The sequence below is a fragment of the Tardiphaga sp. GW821-FHT12E02 genome (genome assembly GCF_058807155.1).
Window position 1 is genome coordinate 2,149,401 of the sequence record NZ_JBXAQK010000001.1, and the last position, 19,121, is coordinate 2,168,521.

16 protein-coding genes are annotated in these 19,121 nt (G+C 64.1%); 2 read left to right on the forward strand and 14 right to left on the reverse strand.

The features are described 5' to 3' along the window. Positions 1–31: 31 nt before the first annotated feature. The 7 genes from AC1RQ5_RS10180 to AC1RQ5_RS10210 form a co-directional block, all read right to left on the reverse strand. Positions 32–1,198, reverse strand: coding sequence for a M20 aminoacylase family protein (locus AC1RQ5_RS10180; RefSeq protein ID WP_493198686.1), 1,167 nt, complete (start codon positions 1,196–1,198; stop codon positions 32–34). A 12-nt stretch (positions 1,199–1,210) separates the two neighbouring features. Then, positions 1,211–1,702, reverse strand: coding sequence for an L-2-amino-thiazoline-4-carboxylic acid hydrolase (locus tag AC1RQ5_RS10185; RefSeq protein ID WP_493198688.1), 492 nt, complete (start codon positions 1,700–1,702; stop codon positions 1,211–1,213). Between the two features lie 17 nt (positions 1,703–1,719). Continuing rightward, complete coding sequence (locus AC1RQ5_RS10190) at positions 1,720–3,027, reverse strand: NAD(P)/FAD-dependent oxidoreductase (RefSeq protein ID WP_493198690.1); 1,308 nt, start codon at positions 3,025–3,027, stop codon at positions 1,720–1,722. Positions 3,028–3,048: 21 nt separating this feature from the next. Further along, entirely contained in the window at positions 3,049–4,683 is a 1,635-nt protein-coding gene (locus AC1RQ5_RS10195) for an ABC transporter ATP-binding protein (RefSeq protein WP_493198692.1), read from the reverse strand. A 5-nt stretch (positions 4,684–4,688) separates the two neighbouring features. Continuing rightward, positions 4,689–5,564 (reverse strand): ABC transporter permease, encoded by an 876-nt coding sequence (locus AC1RQ5_RS10200; protein ID WP_493198694.1) that lies wholly within the window; start codon positions 5,562–5,564, stop codon positions 4,689–4,691. Then, entirely contained in the window at positions 5,561–6,544 is a 984-nt protein-coding gene (locus AC1RQ5_RS10205) for an ABC transporter permease (protein WP_493203372.1), read from the reverse strand. The genes AC1RQ5_RS10200 and AC1RQ5_RS10205 overlap by 4 nt, the downstream gene beginning before the upstream one ends. A gap of 65 nt (positions 6,545–6,609) precedes the next feature. Then, positions 6,610–8,196: an ABC transporter substrate-binding protein gene (locus tag AC1RQ5_RS10210; RefSeq protein WP_493198696.1), complete on the reverse strand. Its 1,587-nt coding sequence runs from the start codon at positions 8,194–8,196 to the stop codon at positions 6,610–6,612. Between the two features lie 197 nt (positions 8,197–8,393). Here AC1RQ5_RS10210 and AC1RQ5_RS10215 point away from each other — a divergent pair, with 197 nt between their 5' ends. Then, on the forward strand, positions 8,394–8,960 hold the full coding sequence (locus AC1RQ5_RS10215; RefSeq protein WP_493198698.1) for an Lrp/AsnC family transcriptional regulator: 567 nt from the start codon (positions 8,394–8,396) through the stop codon (positions 8,958–8,960). 103 nt (positions 8,961–9,063) lie between these two features. Here the strand turns inward: AC1RQ5_RS10215 and AC1RQ5_RS10220 are convergent, their stop codons facing one another. The 7 genes from AC1RQ5_RS10220 to AC1RQ5_RS10250 form a co-directional block, all read right to left on the reverse strand. Further along, a complete protein-coding gene (locus tag AC1RQ5_RS10220; RefSeq protein WP_493198699.1) occupies positions 9,064–10,098 on the reverse strand; it encodes an ABC transporter ATP-binding protein in 1,035 nt (344 codons plus the stop codon). Further along, positions 10,095–11,087 carry an ABC transporter ATP-binding protein gene (locus tag AC1RQ5_RS10225; protein WP_493198701.1) on the reverse strand — a complete coding sequence of 331 codons (993 nt, stop codon included), beginning with the start codon at positions 11,085–11,087 and terminating at the stop codon, positions 10,095–10,097. The genes AC1RQ5_RS10220 and AC1RQ5_RS10225 overlap by 4 nt, the downstream gene beginning before the upstream one ends. Before the next feature lie 3 nt (positions 11,088–11,090). After that, on the reverse strand, positions 11,091–11,993 hold the full coding sequence (locus AC1RQ5_RS10230; RefSeq protein WP_493198703.1) for an ABC transporter permease: 903 nt from the start codon (positions 11,991–11,993) through the stop codon (positions 11,091–11,093). Beyond that, positions 11,990–12,970 (reverse strand): ABC transporter permease, encoded by a 981-nt coding sequence (locus AC1RQ5_RS10235; RefSeq protein ID WP_493198705.1) that lies wholly within the window; start codon positions 12,968–12,970, stop codon positions 11,990–11,992. The genes AC1RQ5_RS10230 and AC1RQ5_RS10235 overlap by 4 nt, the downstream gene beginning before the upstream one ends. A 136-nt stretch (positions 12,971–13,106) precedes the next feature. Next, positions 13,107–14,735: an ABC transporter substrate-binding protein gene (locus AC1RQ5_RS10240; protein WP_493198707.1), complete on the reverse strand. Its 1,629-nt coding sequence runs from the start codon at positions 14,733–14,735 to the stop codon at positions 13,107–13,109. A 16-nt stretch (positions 14,736–14,751) separates the two neighbouring features. Further along, positions 14,752–15,744 carry a CobW family GTP-binding protein gene (locus AC1RQ5_RS10245; RefSeq protein ID WP_493198709.1) on the reverse strand — a complete coding sequence of 331 codons (993 nt, stop codon included), beginning with the start codon at positions 15,742–15,744 and terminating at the stop codon, positions 14,752–14,754. Then, positions 15,741–17,387: an amidohydrolase gene (locus tag AC1RQ5_RS10250; RefSeq protein WP_493198711.1), complete on the reverse strand. Its 1,647-nt coding sequence runs from the start codon at positions 17,385–17,387 to the stop codon at positions 15,741–15,743. Before AC1RQ5_RS10250 ends, AC1RQ5_RS10245 begins: the two co-directional genes overlap by 4 nt. 167 nt (positions 17,388–17,554) lie before the next feature. Between AC1RQ5_RS10250 and pdxR the strand changes: the two genes are divergently transcribed. After that, positions 17,555–19,096: a MocR-like pyridoxine biosynthesis transcription factor PdxR gene (gene pdxR / locus AC1RQ5_RS10255; protein ID WP_493198713.1), complete on the forward strand. Its 1,542-nt coding sequence runs from the start codon at positions 17,555–17,557 to the stop codon at positions 19,094–19,096. Positions 19,097–19,121 lie beyond the last annotated feature (25 nt).

Consider the following 19,121-nt stretch of genomic DNA (forward strand, 5'->3'; position numbering starts at 1 on the left):
AGGCGGCATGTCAGTTTGGCCGGTTGCACGCTCACAGCGGCAGGCGCTGGCGTACGAGTTCGCACCAATAGGAGCAGCCCCAGGCGATGGCCTCGTCGTTGAAATCGTAGGACGGGTGATGCAGGTTCGCGCCCGGTCCGTTGCCGATATTAATCATCGCGCCGGGGACTTCGTTCAGCATAAAGGCGAAGTCTTCCCCGCCGAGCGTTTTGGGCATGTCGCGGCTGACGCGGCCGACACCAGCAACGATTTCGGCGGCGCGTGCTGCAAGCTCGGTCTCGTCGGCATGGTTGAGCGTGACAGGATAGAGCCGCTTGTAGTCGAGCTTTGCTGTGGCGCCATAGGTCGCGGCGATGCCCGACACAGCCTGGTTCAGCCGTGTCTCCACATGATCGCGCACGGCGTCGCGCAAGGTCCGAACAGTGCCGCTTAGTTGCACGGTCTGGGGAATGACGTTGAACGCATCGCCGGCCTTCAGCGTCGTGATGGAGATGACCGCCGAGTCGATCGGATCGATAGTACGTGCAGTGATGGTCTGCACGGCATGGATCAGGCTCGCTACGACTGGAATCGGATCGACGGTCTGGTGCGGTGAGGCCGCATGACCGCCGACGCCGGTGATCTCTATCTCGAAAATATCCACCGATCCCATGATGGGACCGGGCGCGATAGTGAATTCGCCGACCGGCAGGTTCGGCCGGTTATGCATGCCGTACACTTCATCGACGGGCCAGCGCTTGAACAAGCCGTCGTCGATCATCGCCTTGGCACCAGCGCCGCCTTCCTCGGCGGGCTGGAAGATCAGCACCACGGTGCCGTCGAAGTTGCGGCTTTGCACGAGGCCGATGGCGGCGCCGAGCAGCATGGTGGTGTGGCCGTCATGGCCGCATGCATGCATCTTGCCGGGGACCTGCGAGGCCCATGGCTTGCCGGTCTCCTCAAGGATCGGCAACGCGTCCATGTCGGCGCGCAGGCCGATGCTGCGCTTCGAATTGTTGGTCTTGCCGCGGACGATGGCGACGACGCCGGTCTTGCCGAGGCCCTCGACGACCTCGTCGCAACCGGCTTCGCGCAGCGCTTTGGCAACATGCGCGGACGTTCGCGGCAGGTCGTAGAGCAGTTCAGGATTACTGTGTAGGTCGCGACGAAACGCGATCAGTTGCTCCAGATGGGCGGACACCCAGTTATCAACAGCCATGATATCGTTCTTTCAGCCTTCGGTCTTCGCGTCGCTGGTGCCGGGCTCCATCCGGTAGCGGAAGTCGCAATGGCTGGCGCCGCTCATGATGGTCTGGGTACGCGTGAGCTTCATGTCGGGATTGTAGCCGATGCAGAAATCGCCATCGCGATTGCAGGACAGGAGATGTCCGATGCGGCCGAGGCCCATCTCGCGATACATTTCCGAATAGCGGCAGCGCACCACGTTGAAATCGAGAGCGTCCGGTGTCGTCTGCACCGGTTCGATCTTCAGCGCGTCATCCTTGGTCCAGAGCGGCATGATCGCCGCGAAGTCCTCGAGATCGGGGGCGTGGCCGAGTGTTTCGGCAAAGCCCTTGCCCTGCTCGATGGCCGAGCGGCTGCAGGCTTCGCCGATCACTGCATCGGCCTCGGCGGTGCCGGAGCGGGCTGTGATCACGTCGTGCACGTGCTTGAGGATCATCGCTTCAATACGGCGGCGTTCAAGAATGGGCAGGTCTTTCATGGTGGTGATCCCGTCTGTCAGGGCTGCATCTCGATCTGGTCCTTGCGGCGGAGCCAGGCGAGATAGGTGGGGGCGATGCGGCGTGCGATCGAATGGAATGGTAGCGGGCTTGGCTCCGAAACCGGAAGCGCAAGATCGGATAACGGCTCGCCGCTGACGGCGCGGGCCATCTCGCGACCGAGAGAGACCGATAGCGCAACGCCGCGGCCGTTGCAGGCGATCCAGGCCCAGGCATTGGGACCGAGATTGTGGATGCGCGGGAAGCGGTCCCAGGTCATGCCGATATAGCCGCTCCAGACATGGCTCATCTCGACCGGGCCGAGCGCCGGATAGGCATCGGCCAGGTTCTGCGAGGCTTTTGCGGCAACGCGGCGCGGCACGTCATATTCGCCGATGACGACACCGCCGGTGATCAGCCGGTTGCGGGCGTCGTAGCGGAAGAAGCGCAGGTCGCCGCGGGTATCCGACACCGCCTGCCGGCCCGGCAGGATGGTGGCGCGCAGATTGTCGGAAATCGGCGGCGTGGACATCTGCCAGGACAGCACCGGCACGACGGTGCGGGCCAGCCGGAGCGCGAGGCCGGGGATGATTTCGCCGGTATAGGCATTGGTGCAGAGGAGCAGGTTCTTGGCTTTCACCGTCCCGCCGTCGGTGGTCACGATCCAGCCATTGCCGTCGCGCCGCCATGCCGTGGCGGGCGTCGTCTCATGGATGACGGCGCCGTGGCGCTCGGCAGCAGTGGCGAGGCCGCGCGACAGCGCCAGCGGATTGACGTGGCCGCCGGTCGGATTGAGCATACCGCCATACCAGAAGTCCGAGCCGAGCAGCGCGCGGGTTTCTTCGCGATCGACGAAGCGTGCGGGAAAGCCGAGCCGGCTCCAGGCATTGACGCGCATCTTCGACAGCTTGATGCGGCCGGGCGAATGCGCCGGCTGAAACCAGCCGCTCTGCTCGGCCTCTGCCTCGACGTTCTCTTCGCGCACGAGATCGAACAGATAGGCGGCGCTATTGCCGATCAGCCGTGCGAAGCGGTCACCAGCCTCGCCGTATCGCTTGCGGATCGCATCCGGCTCGGCCGCTGTCATGGTGGGAATGACCTGCCCGTTGTTGCGACCCGATGCGCCCCAACCCACCGCCATGGCTTCGAGCAGCACCACCTTGTGGCCGGTGCGTGCGAGATGCAGGGCAGCGGACACGCCGCTGAGGCCACCGCCGATGATCACGGTCTCGCTCTCGACGGAGCCCGAGAGCGCCGGCGCTATCGCGCGCGACGGCGCCGTGGCGGCCCAGATCGACTTCGGAAATTCGGGAGCAAGTGTGGTCATCTGGTCTACTTCCTTGTGGCCTTACGCTGCATCGACGACGGTTGGCGGTTCCCAGTCACGACCTGGAATGGAGGCGAGCAGTGCGCGTGTATAGGGATGGGTCGGATTGGCGAAGATCTCCGCGGTCGGTCCGGCCTCGACGATCTCGCCGCGGGACATCACGATGACCTTGTCGCACAATTGAGCCGCCACGCGCAGGTCATGGGTGACGAACAGCAAGGACAGATGCAGCCGCTCCCGCAGATCGGTCAAGAGTCGCAGCACTTGAGCCTGCACCGAGACATCCAGCGCTGACACCGGCTCATCCGCGACGATGACACGCGGCTCCATGGCCAGCGCACGGGCAATGCCGATGCGCTGGCGCTGACCACCGGAGAATTCATGCGGATAACGATCGGCCGCCGCGGCCGGCAGCTCGACCAGCGACAGGAGTTCGCGGGCGCGGGCATAGGCCACATCGCGCGACACGCCCTGCACGATCGGCCCCTGCGCGATCAGTTCGATGACGCGGCGGCGCGGATTCAGCGACGCCATCGGATCCTGAAACACCATCTGGATGTCTTTTCGCAAGGCGCGGAGCTCGCGTGTCGAGGCCGATATGAGGTCGCGGCCGTCGATCGTCACCTCGCCGCCATCGGCCTCGAGCAGACGGGTGACGATGCGCGAGACGGTGGTCTTGCCGGACCCGCTCTCGCCGACCACGCCGAGCGTCTCGCCACGGCGGAGCTGGAACGACAGGTCTTTCACCGCTGCGACGCGGCTGCGCTTGCCGGAGAACAGGCCTCCGCGGGCGGCAAAAGTCTTCGACAGGCCCCTGGCTTCGAGCACGATCGGCTGCGACGACATCGGCTTGGTCGGCGGCGGCGTCATGGCCGGAACGGCGGCGATCAGCTTGCGGGTGTAGGGATGCTGCGGATCGGTCAGGATCTGCCGGGCCGGCCCCTGCTCGACCATCTCACCGAGGCACAGAACGGCGATGCGGTCGGCGATCTCCGCAACCACGCCGAAGTCGTGGGTAATGAAGAGAATGCCGGTGCCATGTGCGCTCTGCAGATCCTTGATCAGCTTCAGGATCTGCTTCTGCGTGGTGACGTCGAGCGCCGTGGTCGGCTCGTCGGCAATAATGAGCCGCGGCTTCAGGACAAGCGCCATCGCGATCATCACGCGCTGCCGCTGGCCGCCGGAGATCTGGTGTGGATAGGCATTGTAGGCCGAGGACGGCTCCGGGATATGGACGTTGGCGAGAATTTCCAGCGCGCGCGCCCTGCGCTCGGTACGGTTGAGCTTGGTGTGCAGACGCAGCACTTCATCGATCTGCCAGCCGACCGTCTTGAGCGGGTTGAGCGCGGTCATCGGCTCCTGGAAAATCATCGCCATGCGATCGCCGCGCATCGCCTGGATGCCGGCTTCGGACAGCGACAAGATATCCGTGCCGTCAAGCCGGATCGCGCCTTTGGTGACGCGCACATGCGGTTCGGGCAGCAGGCGCATCACCGCATTGGCCGCCAGTGACTTGCCCGAACCGCTTTCGCCGACGAGACAGACGATCTCGCCTGCACCGACCGTGAGGTTGAAGTCCCACAGCGCATGCGGGCGATCGGCGCCGGCCGGCAGGCTGATCTGCAGGTTGTCGATCTCGAGGATAGGCGCGGGCATGCTGGTCATTTCTTCTGCCTCGGATTGAGTGCGTCGTTGAGGCCTTCGCCGAGCAGGCTGAAGGACAGCACGGTGAGCAGGATCGCCATGCCGGGGATGACGGAGCAGAACCAGGCGGTGCGCAGGACTGCGCGGCCCTGGCCGATCATGTTGCCCCAGCTCGCATAATTGGGATCGCCGAGGCTAAGGAAGGCGAGCGCGCTTTCCATCAGGATCGCGGTTGCCATCACCACGGAGGCAAACACAATGACGGGCGGCAGCGCATTGGGCAGGATCTCCCGGAAGATGATCGATAGGTCACCGACTCCGAGATTGCGCGCGGCATCCACATAATCTCGCTTGCGCAGCGACATGAACTCGGCGCGGACCATCCGCGCTGGCGCTGTCCACGACACGACGCCGATCGCGATCACGATGTGCTCGATGCTGGAGCCGAAGATGGCCACCAGCGTGAGCAGGAGAACGAAATTCGGAATCGTCTGGAAAGTCTCCGTCACGCGCATCAAGGCGTTGTCGATGCGGCCGCCGAAATAGCCGGCGAGGGCGCCGATCACGGTGCCGAGCGCAATGGAGATCAGCGTGGCGACGATGCCGATGGCGAGCGAGATGCGAGCGCCGTGGAAGATACCGGCCATGATGTCACGGCCGAGCTGGTCGGTGCCCCACGGATTCGCTGCCACCGTGAATGGCGGCGTGAGCGGTGCGCCGGCCTGGCGCAGCGGATCGCCGGGCGTTACCACGCCGGCCAGCGCTGCCATGGCGATCACGAGGATGACGAGGCCGAGGCCGAGGACAGCGGCGCGGTTGCGGCGAAAGCGGCGCCAAAGGACGGAGCTTTGCCGCGGGGCGGCGGGCGCGAGGCGGGTTTCGAGTACGGTCATTTCAGTTCGATCCTCGGGTCGAGCCAGGCATAGACGAGATCGGTCACGATATTGACGAGCACCACGATGATGGAGCTGAGCGCGATGATGCCCATCAGCGTGTTGAGGTCGCGCTTGACGACGGACGTGTAGGCGAGCTGGCCGAGGCCCGGCAGCGAGAAGATGGTCTCGATCACCACCGAGCCGCCGAGGACGGTGGAGAATTGCAGGCCCAGCAGAGTGACGACAGGCAGCAGCGCGTTGCGGATGATGTGGTGATACATGACGCGCGTGCTGCCCGCGCCCTTGGCGCGTGCGGTGCGGACGAAATCGTAGTCGGAGACTTCCAGCACGCTGGTCCGCATCAGGCGCATGTAGAAGGCGAGATAGATCAGCGACAGCGCCGCCGTCGGCATGATCAGGTGGCGGGCGACATCGACGACATCGGCCCAGCCCTCGTTGAAGGCGCCGATGGTGCGGATGCCGCCCACCGGCAGCCAGCCGAGCTTGACCGAGAAGATCAGGATCATCAGCAGGCTGAGAAAGAAGGACGGCATCGCATAGAAGACGAGGCCGAGCGTGGAGATCGCATTGTCGGTGATGGAATAGGCGAGGCGTGCCGCGAAGGCGCCGAGCGCGATGCCGAACACGAAGGCCAGTGACAACGAGCTGACCATCAGCAACAGCGTGTTGCCGAGCCGGGACAGAAGGACCGTGGTGACGGGCTGCTCATAGACGTGGGACCAGCCGAAATCGAACTGGGCTAGTTTGGCCATGTATCGCCACAGCTGAACGAAGACGGACTGGTCGAGGCCATATTCGACACGCAGCCGGGCCACGAAGGCCGGATCGGCGCCGCCCATGTCGCCGACCAGCGCATCGACGGTGTCGCCGGGGGCGAGTTTGATCAGCAGGAAACTGCCTATCATGATCATGATGAGGATCGGGGCCGACTGGATGGTTCGGCGCAGCGCGTAACCCAGAAGGGGCGGAATATGCAGGCTCATGTCAGCGGGCTTCCCGTGATGAAAGGCGCCGGGGCAGGCGATGCCCCGGCGTGGCGGCGCTACTTGTCAAGCCACAGGTCGTACCAACTGGATGAATCCCAGCGCGGCGTGTTGTGGTGGTTCTTGAGTTTCTTGCTGGTGATGCCGAGGAACGGATGTTCGATGGCGAAGATCACCGGAAGGTCGGTCATCGCGAGCTTCTGTATCTGGTGATACAGGCCGGCACGCTTGGACGTATCCAGTTCGGCAGCGGCGTCGTCGATCAGCCTGTCCATTTCGGCGGACTTGTAGCCGAACTGGTTGGACCAGGCCGTGCCGACCGGTGCGCCCGAGCGCAGCCAGACGGTGGTGGACACCGCAGGGTCCGCGCGGAACTGATGCCAGCCGCTCGCCGTATCGAAATTGTGGTCGCGATAGACGCCGTTGAGGAAACCCGGTGCATCGTTCGTGACGAGTTCGACGGCGATCCCGATCTTCTTCAGCGCCTGCGCATAATACTCCGCCCAGAGCTGGGTGTATTCGCCCCAGGGTGCCGGACGGTGCCGGAGCTTGAAGCGGATGCCGTTGGCGTCCGGCTTGTAGCCGGCCTCGTCGAGCAGAGCTCGGGCCTTGTCGGGATCGAACGGATAGGTCGTTACGTCCGCGGTGTAGTTGATGCCGCCAGCGGTCGGCACCGGGCCGGTGCCCTTCTTGCCATAGCCGCGCATGATGGTCTTCAGCGCGAAATCCGTGTCGAGTGCGTGATAGATCGCCTTGCGGACGCGGATGTCGGCGAGGATCGGGTTGCGCAGATTTAACTCGACGGTGGAGTGGGCGACGTTGTTCTCGAAACCTTTCGGCCCCATGTCGAAGCGCGGATCCTTGCCGAGCCGCTGCATGTCTTCCATCGAAATGCCGTTGAACCCGGATTCGTGGATTTCCCCGGCTTCGAACGCGGCGGCGGCTGCCGCCTTGTCCGGAATGAACCGCCAGATGATGCGGTCGAGATAGGGGTACTGCTTGCCGCGCCAGTAGTCGGGATTGCGCTCGGCGATGATGTACTGGCCGCGCTCATATTTCTGGAACTTGAACGGGCCGGTGCCGACGGGCTTCTGGTTGTAGGGGTTTTTGAGAATGTCGGTGCCGTCATAGAGATGCTTCGGCACGGGGTGGCCAAGATCCGGCATGGCCGCGACCAGCAGGTCAAGCGGCATCGGCGACGAATAGCGGAATACAGCGGTGGTCGGATCGGGGCAGTCGACCGCGTCGAGATTGGCCTGCAGCGTGCTGGAATAGTTCAGCAGCTTCTTCCACAGATTCATCGCGGAATAGGCAACGTCGTCGCAGGTGAAGGCGGCGCCGTCATGCCACTTCACGCCGGGGCGCAGTTTGAAAGTGATCGCCTTGCCGTCGGCCGATGACGACCAGTCGGTGGCCAGCACGCCGACATAACCGTCATAAGACTTGTCGATCAGCGGCTCCATGAATTTGCCGGTGATCTGGTACACGCCGGTCGATGCGCGAAGCGCCGGGTTGAGGACGCCTTGCTCGGTGTTCATGTGAATGACCGCGGTGCCGCCTCGTTTGACGTCTTCGGCCTGTGCCGACGCCACAAATGCGCACAAAGCTCCGCCCAGCAGCCAAAGCCGCTTTTTCACGCCTCTCATGATGATCCCTTTTGGGTTGATGTCGCTGCAGCCGGTTGCTCACGCTGCAGGCAGGAACAAAATTGCGGCATAATCACAAAAGTGTCAATAATGATCTACAAAATGGAATAAAATTGCATTTTAGTGCTATTTGTGAGCTATTTTCGTAGATTAAATTATCCAAAAACGCGCTATTGCTAGAACAAAGATTCAGGTTTGTGCTCGATCTGGCCGTGCAGATGCTCGGTATGGCTTCCTCGGGAGCATCGAATTTCGGCCTTGCTTGGCTGTGGTGGCTGATGGGAGCTTTGAAAATGACGACGCGTTTTGATGAGATCGACCGCAAGATCCTCGACCTCTTGCAGCAGCGGGATCGCGCCGTCGGCGTCCTGGCCGAAGAGGTCGGGCTATCCCAGACGCCATGCTGGCGACGTATCCGGCGTCTCGAGGAAGCGGGCGTGATCCGCGAGCGCGTGACATTGGTCGATCAAAAAAAGGCAGGCGTGCCGATGACCGTGTTCATATCGATCACGGCGCCGCGGCACGAAGCGGCATGGCTGATGAAATTCAGGGAGTTGCTGGAGAATATCCCGCAGATTGTGGAAGCCTATCGACTGACAGGATCCGTCGATTACATCCTCAAGGTCCTGGTGCCCGACGTCGAGGCGCTCGACCAAGTGTATAAGACCATGATCGAGCGCCTGGAGTTTTCGCAGATTAATTCATCGATCTCGATGGAGGAGTTGAAATTTACGACCGCTGTACCGACCAACTATCTGAAATAGTCGATATTTAGTGACGCGAATCTCGCGGTTATCCGCTCTGTTGAGACGAGCCCGCTCATGGCGGTGAGCCTCGCATGACCTGCCTGCAAAATGCTCCAATGCTCTACGGAATCGTCAACTCCGGCGGGTTGAGTTCACCGGCCCGGTGGCATGCGACAAAATGGTCACCGGTCTGCACCTGGAGGATCGGCAGTTCCTCACGACAGTGTTCGATCACAAAGGGGCAGCGCTGGGCGAAGCGGCAGCCAGGCGGAGGATCGACCGGACTCGGCGGATCACCCTTGACGAGATAGTCCTTCTTCAGCCGGTCGCGCAGCGGGCCAGGGGGCGCTGCGGCCGAGATCAGCGACCAGCTATAGGGATGCGACGGGGCCGAGAAGAAGATGTCGGCGGGCGCCTGTTCAACGATCTTGCCGAGATACATCACCGCGATCTCGTCACAGAAATGCTGGATCACGCCGAGATCGTGCGAGATGAAGATGTAGGTGAAGCCACGCTCGCGCTGCAGCTTCTTCAACAGGTTCAGGATCTGCGCCTGGATGGCGACGTCGAGCGCCGACACCGCCTCGTCGCAGACGATCAGGTCGGGCTCCGGCGCCATCGCGCGCGCAATGCACAGGCGCTGGCGCTGGCCGCCGGAGAACTGGTGCGGAAACAGGTCGGCGGCCTGCGGCGGCAGCCCGACTTCGGCCAGCAGTTGCTTGACGCGGGCGTCGCGCTCGCGCGGTGCGCCAATGCCGAGCAGATCGAGCGGCTCGCGGATCAAGTCGCCGGCGCGGCGGCGTGGATCGAGCGCCGAGAATGGGTCCTGAAACACGATCTGGAATTTGCTGCGCGCCAGCCGCAGCTTCTCGCCGCGAAAATCGGCGATGTTCTCGCCGCCGAACACGATCTGGCCTGAGGTCGCCGGAATCAGCCGCATCACCGCCTGGGCGGTGGTGGATTTGCCCGAACCGCTTTCGCCGACGATGCCGAAGGTGGTGCCGCGGCGAACGCGAAAGCTGATGCCATCGACAGCATGGACCTTGGACGGCTTGCCGAACATGCCGCGGCGGCCGGCGGGGAAATGCACGACGAGGTCGTTGACGTCGAGCAGGACGTCGGCAGGCGCGTTCATCATCGGCAGTCCGTCGCTCATGGCGCGATCTCCAGATGGCGCCAGCACGACACGGCGGCCTGTGCATCGACGCGGTCGAGCGGCGGTTGCGGCTGGGCGCGGCAGATATCGGCGGCGAAGGCGCAGCGGGCGAGGAAGGCGCAGTCCGGGCCGCGCGCGCCGAGCGGCGGCACCATGCCGGGAATTTCCTCCAGCGGAGCGAAGTGGCCGTCGGTCTTCCCGAGCTGCAGATGCGGCACGCAGGCCATCAACCCGCGCGTATAGGGATGGCGGGCATGGGCGATGATCTCGTCCGCGGCGCCCTGTTCGATGCAGCGGCCGGCATAGAGCACGGCGACATCGTCGGCCATTTCGGCCACGGCGCCGAGATCGTGGGTGATCAGCACGATGGCGGTGTCCGTGTCGTCCTGCAATTCGGCCAGCAGGTCAAAGATCTGCGCCTGCACGGTGACATCGAGGGCGGTGGTGGGCTCGTCGGCGATCAGCAGCTTTGGCTTGCAGGCCAGCGCCATGGCGATCATCACGCGCTGCCGCATGCCGCCGGAAAGCTGGTGCGGATAGGCATCGACGCGCTTCTCGGCAGCCGGGATCTGCACCGCCTTGAGGAACTGGATCGCCTGTTGATGCGCGTCGCGGCGCGACAGGCCGCGATGCTGGCGCAGCACCTCGCCGATCTGGTCGCCCACGGTGTAGAGCGGGTTGAGCGCGGTCATCGGCTCCTGAAAGATCATCGACATCTTGTTGCCGCGCAGGCTGCGCAGCTCTTTTGGCGTAGACGCCAGCACGTCCTGCCCATCGAGCAGGATGCGGCCGGAGGTGACGCGGAAATCCTCGGGCAGCAACTGCATGATGGCGAGCGCCGTCATGCTCTTGCCGCAGCCGGATTCGCCGACCAGGGCGGTGGTCTTGCCCTGCGCGACATCGAAGGAGAGATTTTCCAGCACCGGCACCGGGCCCTTGCTGCCCTTCATGGTGACGGTGAGGTTCTGCACGGAGAGGACGGGGCTCATGCGTCAGCCTCGCTTGCGCAGGCGCGGATTGATGGCGTCATTGATGCCGTCGCCGATCAGGCTGATGGCCAGCACGGCGATGAAGATGGCGGCCCCGGGGAAGGTCACGGTCCACCACGCATCGAGCACGTAATTGCGGTTCTGGCCCAGCATCAGCCCCCAGCTCATGGTGTTGGGGTCGCCGAGGCCAAGGAAGCTGAGCCCGCCCTCGAACAGGATGGCGATGCCGATGGCGAGCGTTGCCGAGACGATGATCGGCGGCAGCGCATTGGGCAGCACCACGCGCAGGATGAGATGGCCATTGCCACCGCCGGCCGCGCGCGAGGCCTTGACGAAATCCAGATTGCGCAGCCGCAGGAATTCCGCGCGGGTGAGCCGCGCCGCCGACGGCCAGCTGACCACGCCGATCGCAAGCGTGACCACCACCAGCGACTGGCCGAACAGAGTGACCAGCACCATGGCGAACAGCAGAGGCGGCAGGATCTGGAAGAATTCGGTGACTTTTACCAGCGCCGTATCGATCGGCCCGCCGAAGAAGCCCGCCAATGAGCCCATGGTGACGCCGATGACGATGGTGATCAGCGCGGCAACACCGCCGACCGTGAGCGTCGCGCGGCCGCCCTGCAGCAGGCCGGACAGGATATCGCGGCCGAGATAGTCGGTGCCGAGCCAGGCATCGGCATCGGGTGGCGACAGCGGCGCGCCGGCGATGTCGAGCGGATCGACGCCATAGAGCTGCGGGCCGAACAGGGTGGCGAAAATGATGGCCAGCAGCACGACGGCGCCGGCCACGCCCGCGGGGCTGCGTGCGAACTGGCGCAAGGCCGCGGCCATCGGCGAGGTCGCCGGGCGCACCGGCAGCAGCGTGGTGTCGGGCTTGACGGCGGTGGAGTCGATCGTGGTCATCGGGCCCCCGAACGGATGCGCGGATCGACCAGGCGATAGACCAGATCGGTGACGATATTGGCGGCCATCACCAGCACGGCGGAGAAGAACAGCACCGCCAGCAGCGTGGGATAATCGCGCCGCAGGATGGACTCGTAGACCAGCCGACCCATGCCCGGCCAGGAGAACACCGTCTCCACCAGCACGGCACCGGCGAACAGGTGACCGAATTGCAGGCCGGCCACGGTGACGATGGGGATCAGCGTGTTGCGCAGGGCATGTTTGCCGATCACCACGATCTCCGGCAGGCCTTTCGCGCGCGCCGTCCGCACATAGTCGGCGGTCAGCGCATCGATCATGTTGACCCGGGCGAGGCGGCTGTATTGCGCGATATAGACGAGGCCGAGGGTGGTCGCCGGCAGCACCAGATGTTGCAGGATGTCGAGCACATGGGCAAAACCGGTCTTCGGCCGCGCCACGTCGGTCATCCCCGTGACCGGCAGGATCGGCCACACCGAGCCGAACAGCAGGAGCAGCATCAGGCCGGTCCAGAACACCGGCGCCGCATAGCCGGCCAGCGAGATCACGGTGACGCCCTGGCTGAACAGCCCGTTCGGCTTGCGGGCACTGACGATGCCCATCAGCGTGCCGATGATCACCGACATCGCCAGCGCCGACAGCACGAGATAGAGCGTGGCGGGGATACGCTGGGCGATCAGCCCCACCACCGGCTCGTTGAAGTAATAGGAATAGCCGAAGTCGCCGGTGGCGACCTTGCCGAGATAGGTGAAGAGCTGTTCGAGCATGCTCTTGTCGAGGCCGTATTTCACCCGCAGCGCGGCGATCACCTCGGCGGAGGCGCCGCCCATCTCGCCGGCGATCACCAGGGCGGGATCGCCGGGCGCGGCGTGGATCAGACAGAAATTGAGGACCAGCACGGCAAGCAGCAGGCCGATCGCATTGGCCAGTTGCCTGATGACATGGAGAACAAGGTTCATGGTGCCGGTCTGTTCGTTGCGTGAAGTTCGTTCGAGTCGTTTTACGCCGTCATTGCGAGGAGCGAAGCGACGAAGCAATCCAGCCGTCGTTCCGGGCTCCTGGATTGCTTCGCTGCGCTCGCAATGACGGAGTAACTCAGGTCTTCGGCTTCTCTTTCCAGTTGATCTCGTCGAGCGGCGACATCACGCCCCAGATCGAGGTCGGCAGGTTGTCGAGTCCTTTCGAGAAGGCGTTGCGATAGGGCGCGCTGTTGATGAAATAGATCGGCACGTCATTGACGACCAGCTTCTGGAATTCGGCGTACAGGGCCTTGCGCTTCTCGGGCGACGGCTCCTGCGCGCCGGCGGCGAGCAGCTCGTCCACCTTCGGATTGCTGTATTGCTGGGTGTTCGACCAGATGATGCCCTTGCGGATATTGCTGGACAGATAGGTGCGGTTGACGCCGATCACCGGGTCGCCCCAGTTGAAGACGTTGTCCATGGTCAGGTCGAAATCGTAATTGGAGATGCGCTGGGCCCAGGTCGGGAAGTCCGGTGCGGCGCGGACTTCGAGATTTATGCCGACGCGCTTGAGCTGCGAGCGCAGATATTCGGCGACATTGCGCTGCTGTTCCTCGTCGCCGGGGATGAAGTCGATGGTGAGGTTCATGCGCGAACCGTCGGCGGCCTTGGGATAGCCGGCCTCGTCCAGCAACTTCGCCGATTTGGCGAGATCGAGCTTGTACATTTCGAGATCGGTCGCGAGCAGCGGCGAGCCCGGCGCGATCGGGCTGGTGGCCATCTTGGCCTTGCCGTTCATCAGCTTGCCGGTGATGAATTCGCGGTTGGCGGCAAAGGCGATGGCCTGGCGCACGCGGACGTCATCCAACGGCTTCTTCTTGGTGTTGAAGGCAAGCCAGTTGATCGGACCGACGCCGGCAAAGCCCTTGTCGGTAATGGTGATGTTCTGCATCTTCTCGATGCGATCGATGTCGCGGGTATTCGAGATGAATGGCAGCACGTTGACGTCGCCGCGCTCCAGCGAGACAACGGCGGCATTGCTGTCCGAGACAAGCTTGACCACGATCTTGTCGAGCTTCGGCCGGCCGGCGATGAAGAACTTGTCGAACTTCTCCAGCGTGTAATATTCGCCCTGCTTGTATTCGGTGAGGCGATAGGGGCCGGAGCCGACCGGCTTCAGGTTGGCCGGATGCGCCTTCACGTCCTGGCCGTCGCCATAGATGTGCTTCGGAATGATCGGCATCAGAGCCGGCGACATCGCCAGCAGCAGCGCCGGGTGCGGATGCTTGAGGCGGATGACGGCGGTGAGCGGGTCCGGCGTCTCGACCTTGTCCACCGCGGCCAGCATGCTCTGGAACGGGTGGTTGGCCTTGATGGTCATGATCGAGAAGGCGACGTCGTCCGAGGTCACCGGCTTGCCGTCATGGAACAGCGCGTTATCGACCAGCTTCAGCGTGACCGAGAGGCCGTCCGGCGCGACGTCCCACGACTTGGCAAGATAAGGCTGCGGATTCCAGTTGTCGTCATAGCGCAGCGGGCTTGCGAAAATCTGCGTCGACGGCATCGCGGTGGCGAGGCCGGATTGCACCGCACCGTTGAAATGACGCGGCACCTGCGTCGAGGCAACCACCAGCGTGCCGCCATCGGCGGCCATCGCGGGCCGTGTGCTCGGCGCGATGGCGGTGGCCACCAGCGCAAAGCCGAGGGCTGCGGTCAGAAGAGAGGCTTTCAGCGAGCGGGGTCGTCGAGACCAGGTCGGAGACATGGCAGGTGTCCTTCTCTCAGAGGGTGAATGCGGCTTGCCGGCGGTTAACGTCCGCCGTTGTCATCAATGTCGGTGCAGCGAGCGCGGTGTCGAGGATCGCATCGAGCGTGGCAGTATCGGGAAGCGCGTCGGTGCCGACGCCGACCAGCAGAATGTCGTCCGCGGTCATCATGCCATCGGGCAGCGGTGACAGCGACCAGTCCTGGCCGACCATCTGCAGCAGCGCGGGCGACGCGTCGCCGGCGATCCGGCACGGACCTTTCAGGCGCAGCAATTGCGGGGGCACTGCCTTGAGGGCGTGGGCGAGCATATCGCGGTCGAACGCGCCGTTGCGGGCATAGCACCAGCGGCGGAAGTTCTGCTCGTGATCGGCATGATCCGCATCCGTGGCGGCGAAGCGCGATGCCGGCTTGAACGCGCCGTCCGGCAGGCCCGGCAGTGTGTGTTCGGTCGTCTCGATCACTGCGACGCCCGGGCGCAGCGCCGCGATCGTGCTCCGCGCAGCATCGGCCGCGCTGCGATCCAGCAGATCGACCTTGGTGAGCAGAACAAGACTGGCGCGGTCGAACTGCCTGCGCACGGTATCGCCGACGCGCGCATCGCCGAGCAGCGTCGCGATGCGCGATGCATCGGCCAGCACGATCACCGCATTGAGCCGCAGGCTCGGTTCCACCAGCGCGATCTCGGCGATGCGCCAGGGATCGCCGACGCCGGAGGCCTCGATGATGATGTGATCGAAGCTGGTGCCGTCGTCGAGAATGCGGCCGAGCGTATCGAGGAAGCCGCTGCCGATGCTGCAGCAGACGCAGCCATTGGCTAGCGTCATGGTCTCGCCGTCATGCCTGGCGATCAGCGCCGCATCGATATTCACGGCACCGAAGTCGTTCACCAGCACGGCATAGCGGCCGCTGGCGGCGCGCAGCAGATGGTTCAGATAGGTCGTCTTGCCGGCGCCGAGAAAGCCGCCGATCACCGTCACGGGTGTTGTGATGCGCGGCGTCGCCGTCATGCCCGAGGCGCCTCCCGGACCGTGCCGCCGACCACGGTACCCCAGACGTTGATGTCCTTGATCGTTTCCGGCGCGACCTCGAGCGGATCGGCGTCGAGCACGACGAAGTCGGCATATTTGCCGGTCTCGATGCTGCCGACCATGTGGTCGAGCTTCAGCGTATAGGCGGCGTCGATGGTGATGGCGTTGAGCGCCTGCTGTACGGTCAGCGCCTCGGTTTCCTTGCCGAGCACGCGGCCCGAGGACGTGACGCGATTGACGGCGCACCACGCCGTGAAAAGCGGGCTCAGCGGCGTCACCGGCGCGTCGGAATGGATCGCAAACGGCACGCCCAGGCGCAGCGCCGTGCCGGTGGCGTCGAGACGGTTGGCGCGTTCCGGTCCCATGGTGAGGTCGTAATGCGGGTCGCCCCAGTAATAGACGTGATTGGCGAACAGGTTGACGCACATGCCGAGCGTCTTCATGCGCCTGAACTGCGCCGCATCGGCCATCTGGCAATGCTGCAGCGTATGGCGATGATCCGGCATCGGCGTTGCGATCTGCGCGGCCTCGACGGCATCGAGCGCGAGCTCGGTGGCTTCGTCGCCATTGGTGTGGATGTGCAGCTGGATGCCGGCGGTATGATAGGCGGCGACGATGCCGGGCAGTTCCTCCGGCGCGATGTACCACAGGCCGTTCGGTGCGCCGTTGTGATAGCCGGGCCAGCGCAGGCGGGCGGTGAAGCCCTGGATCGAGCCGTCGACCACCAGTTTGACGATGCCGTAATGCAGTTTGTCGTTATTCGACGCCTGCAGCGCCTTGATCTTGGCGATGCCGGCTTCCGGGCTGTGCGACACCGACGCCATGGCCGGCACGAGGCGGACCGAGAAATCCGCGCGACGGCTGGCGGCGCGATAGACCTCGACGGTGAGATCGGCGAGATCATTATGCAGGTCGGTCACGGTGGTCACGCCCTGCACGCAGCAGGACGAGGCATATCGGTTGACGTCCTCGGCGGTGAGATTGCCCGACAGCGGATTGGTACCGAGTACGCGGAACACGCGGAAACGCGCGGCGATGCCCTGAACTTCGCCTGAAGGCTCGCCGTCCTTGCCCATCACCACGCCGGAAATATTGGTGGTGCGGTCGAGTTCTGCGCGCTGCATCACCAGCGAGTTGACGTTGCTGATATGGAACGAGGCATGCACCACCATGATCGGCCGTGTCGTCGAGACACGATCGAGATCCTGGCGGGTGAGCGAGATGCTGCCGATATGCAGCGGATCGAACCCCCAGGCGAACAGCGGTGCCTCCGGATCGGTCATCGCGCGCTCGGCCTCTTGCAGCCGTTCCACGATGGCGTCGATGGTCGGCACGCCCTGGACGACCTTGCCGTCCGGCGCGCGGCGATCGAACGCGCCCACATAAGGCAAAGACCACATCATGCCTTCCATGATGTGGCTGTGGCCCTCGACGAAGCCAGGCAGCAGCACCTTGTCCTTGAAACGGTCGTCGACCTTGCCGCCGCCGAGAGGGCCGATCTCGTCAAGACTGCCGACGGCGACGATCCGACCCTCGCGCACCGCAACATGCGTAGCAACGGGGCGCGACGGATTCATGGTCACGATCTTGCGGGCGGAGAAAACAACCGTATCGTGGCTCACTTGATCATCCTCAATTTCCGTCACGGGAGCGTGAGGCTAGTTATGGCGCCAAGCCAGCGCCAGATCGGATGCACGAATAGGGCCAGCCATCTGCGCTGGCCGAATGGCTGGCTGGCGCGGCTCTTGCTTAGCAAGAAGGTTAGTTCTGGTTCAGATGGGAGCGGTGAATGGCAAATCCCGGCAGATCGACGAAAGTGGCGGCAGAAAGTCGCCCGACATCGTCGGGAATCGGCGATGCGCTGTTCTGGGGCTCGCTGTTCCAGGGGCTGGACCGGCGCGGGCCGTTCCTGCAATTGCAGATTCGCCAGTTGATCTGCACGGCGATCGAGCAAGGACGCCTTGCGCTCGGCGTGCGCATGCCGTCGAGCCGCGAACTGGCAACGCTGCTCGAGGTGTCGCGCAATACGGTCGTGATCGCCTATGAGCAGCTCGTCGATCAGAATTTTCTGGTTTCGCGCGAACGCAGCGGCTTCTTTGTCGCAGGCTTGCCGAAGCATCTGGACAGTCAGCGCGATCTGCGCGCCGCGCCAGACGATGTCGGCACGGCGCGCTGGGCGGAACGCTTCGCCGTGCGGCCCTCGGCCAACCGTAATATCGTCAAGCCGCTCAACTGGCAGGACTATCCGTATCCGTTCATCTTCGGCCAGTTCGATCCGAGCCTGTTTCCCACCAATGACTGGCGCGAAAGCGCGCGCGCGGCCCTTAGCGTGCCCGAAATCAACAACTGGGCGCGCGACCTGATCGATGCGGACGATCCGGCGCTGATCGAGCAACTCCGGCTGCAGGTCTTGCCACGCCGCGGCATTCGCGCGCGGCCGGACGAGATCATGATGACCATGGGCGCCCAGCACGCGCTCTATCTGATTGCCCGGCTGTTCACCAAGCCCGGCACCCGGGTCGGCATGGAGGATCCCGGCTATCCCGATGCCCGCAATATCTTCGGCATGCTGACCGACAATATCGTGCCGCTGGCGGTGGATGGCGACGGCATGGTGCCGGATGCGGACTTCGAGAGTTGCGATCTGGCCTATGTCACCGCCGGACATCAATGCCCGACCACCTCTGTGATGCCCGAGGCGCGGCGTCTCGAACTGCTACGCAAGGCGCAGGAGCGCGACATAGTGCTGATCGAGGACGACTACGAGAGTGAGCTGATCCAGGAAGGGCCGGCGCTGCCGCCGCTGATGAGCCTCGATCGCAACGATCGCGTCCTTTACGTAGGTAGCCTTTCCAAGGTGCTCGCGCCTGGACTGCGGCTCGGCTATGTGGCCGCACCCGCGCCAGTGATCCGCGAACTCCGCGCGCTCAGGCGCTTGATGCTGCGGCATCCGCCGCTGAACAACCAGCGCGTGGCCGCGCTGTTCATCGGCCTCGGCCATTATCGCTCGCATCTGCAACGGGTGTCCCGCGTGCTGCTGGAGCGGGCGCGCATTCTCGACCGGTTGCTGCCGCAGCATCTTTCCGGCTGCAGTTTCAAACGCGGCGTCGGCAGCACCAGCTACTGGGTGACGTGCCCGGACGGCGTGGATGCCACGGAACTGGCCAAGGCCGCGCTGGCCGAAGGGGTGGTGATCGAGCCCGGCGACGTCTTTGCGATGACCAAGGGCAGCCATGCCAACAGCTTCCGGCTCGGCTTCTCGTCGATCCGCAACGACCGCATCGAGCCCGGCATCGAACGCCTCGGCCGCATTATCGCACGGCTGGGATAGCACTCGACTCACAGCGACGCGCGAT

Excerpts from the sequence above, each read along its gene's own strand:
- AC1RQ5_RS10180 (WP_493198686.1), bottom strand. The coding sequence starts at position 1,198 with ATGGCTGTTGATAACTGGGTGTCCGCCCATCTGGAGCAACTGATCGCG.
- AC1RQ5_RS10185 (WP_493198688.1), bottom strand. The coding sequence starts at position 1,702 with ATGAAAGACCTGCCCATTCTTGAACGCCGCCGTATTGAAGCGATGATC.
- AC1RQ5_RS10190 (WP_493198690.1), bottom strand. The coding sequence starts at position 3,027 with ATGACCACACTTGCTCCCGAATTTCCGAAGTCGATCTGGGCCGCCACG.
- AC1RQ5_RS10195 (WP_493198692.1), bottom strand. The coding sequence starts at position 4,683 with ATGCCCGCGCCTATCCTCGAGATCGACAACCTGCAGATCAGCCTGCCG.
- AC1RQ5_RS10200 (WP_493198694.1), bottom strand. The coding sequence starts at position 5,564 with ATGACCGTACTCGAAACCCGCCTCGCGCCCGCCGCCCCGCGGCAAAGC.
- AC1RQ5_RS10210 (WP_493198696.1), bottom strand. The coding sequence starts at position 8,196 with ATGAGAGGCGTGAAAAAGCGGCTTTGGCTGCTGGGCGGAGCTTTGTGC.
- AC1RQ5_RS10220 (WP_493198699.1), bottom strand. The coding sequence starts at position 10,098 with ATGAGCGACGGACTGCCGATGATGAACGCGCCTGCCGACGTCCTGCTC.
- AC1RQ5_RS10225 (WP_493198701.1), bottom strand. The coding sequence starts at position 11,087 with ATGAGCCCCGTCCTCTCCGTGCAGAACCTCACCGTCACCATGAAGGGC.
- AC1RQ5_RS10230 (WP_493198703.1), bottom strand. The coding sequence starts at position 11,993 with ATGACCACGATCGACTCCACCGCCGTCAAGCCCGACACCACGCTGCTG.
- AC1RQ5_RS10235 (WP_493198705.1), bottom strand. The coding sequence starts at position 12,970 with ATGAACCTTGTTCTCCATGTCATCAGGCAACTGGCCAATGCGATCGGC.
- AC1RQ5_RS10240 (WP_493198707.1), bottom strand. The coding sequence starts at position 14,735 with ATGTCTCCGACCTGGTCTCGACGACCCCGCTCGCTGAAAGCCTCTCTT.
- AC1RQ5_RS10245 (WP_493198709.1), bottom strand. The coding sequence starts at position 15,744 with ATGACGGCGACGCCGCGCATCACAACACCCGTGACGGTGATCGGCGGC.
- pdxR (WP_493198713.1), top strand. The coding sequence starts at position 17,555 with ATGGCAAATCCCGGCAGATCGACGAAAGTGGCGGCAGAAAGTCGCCCG.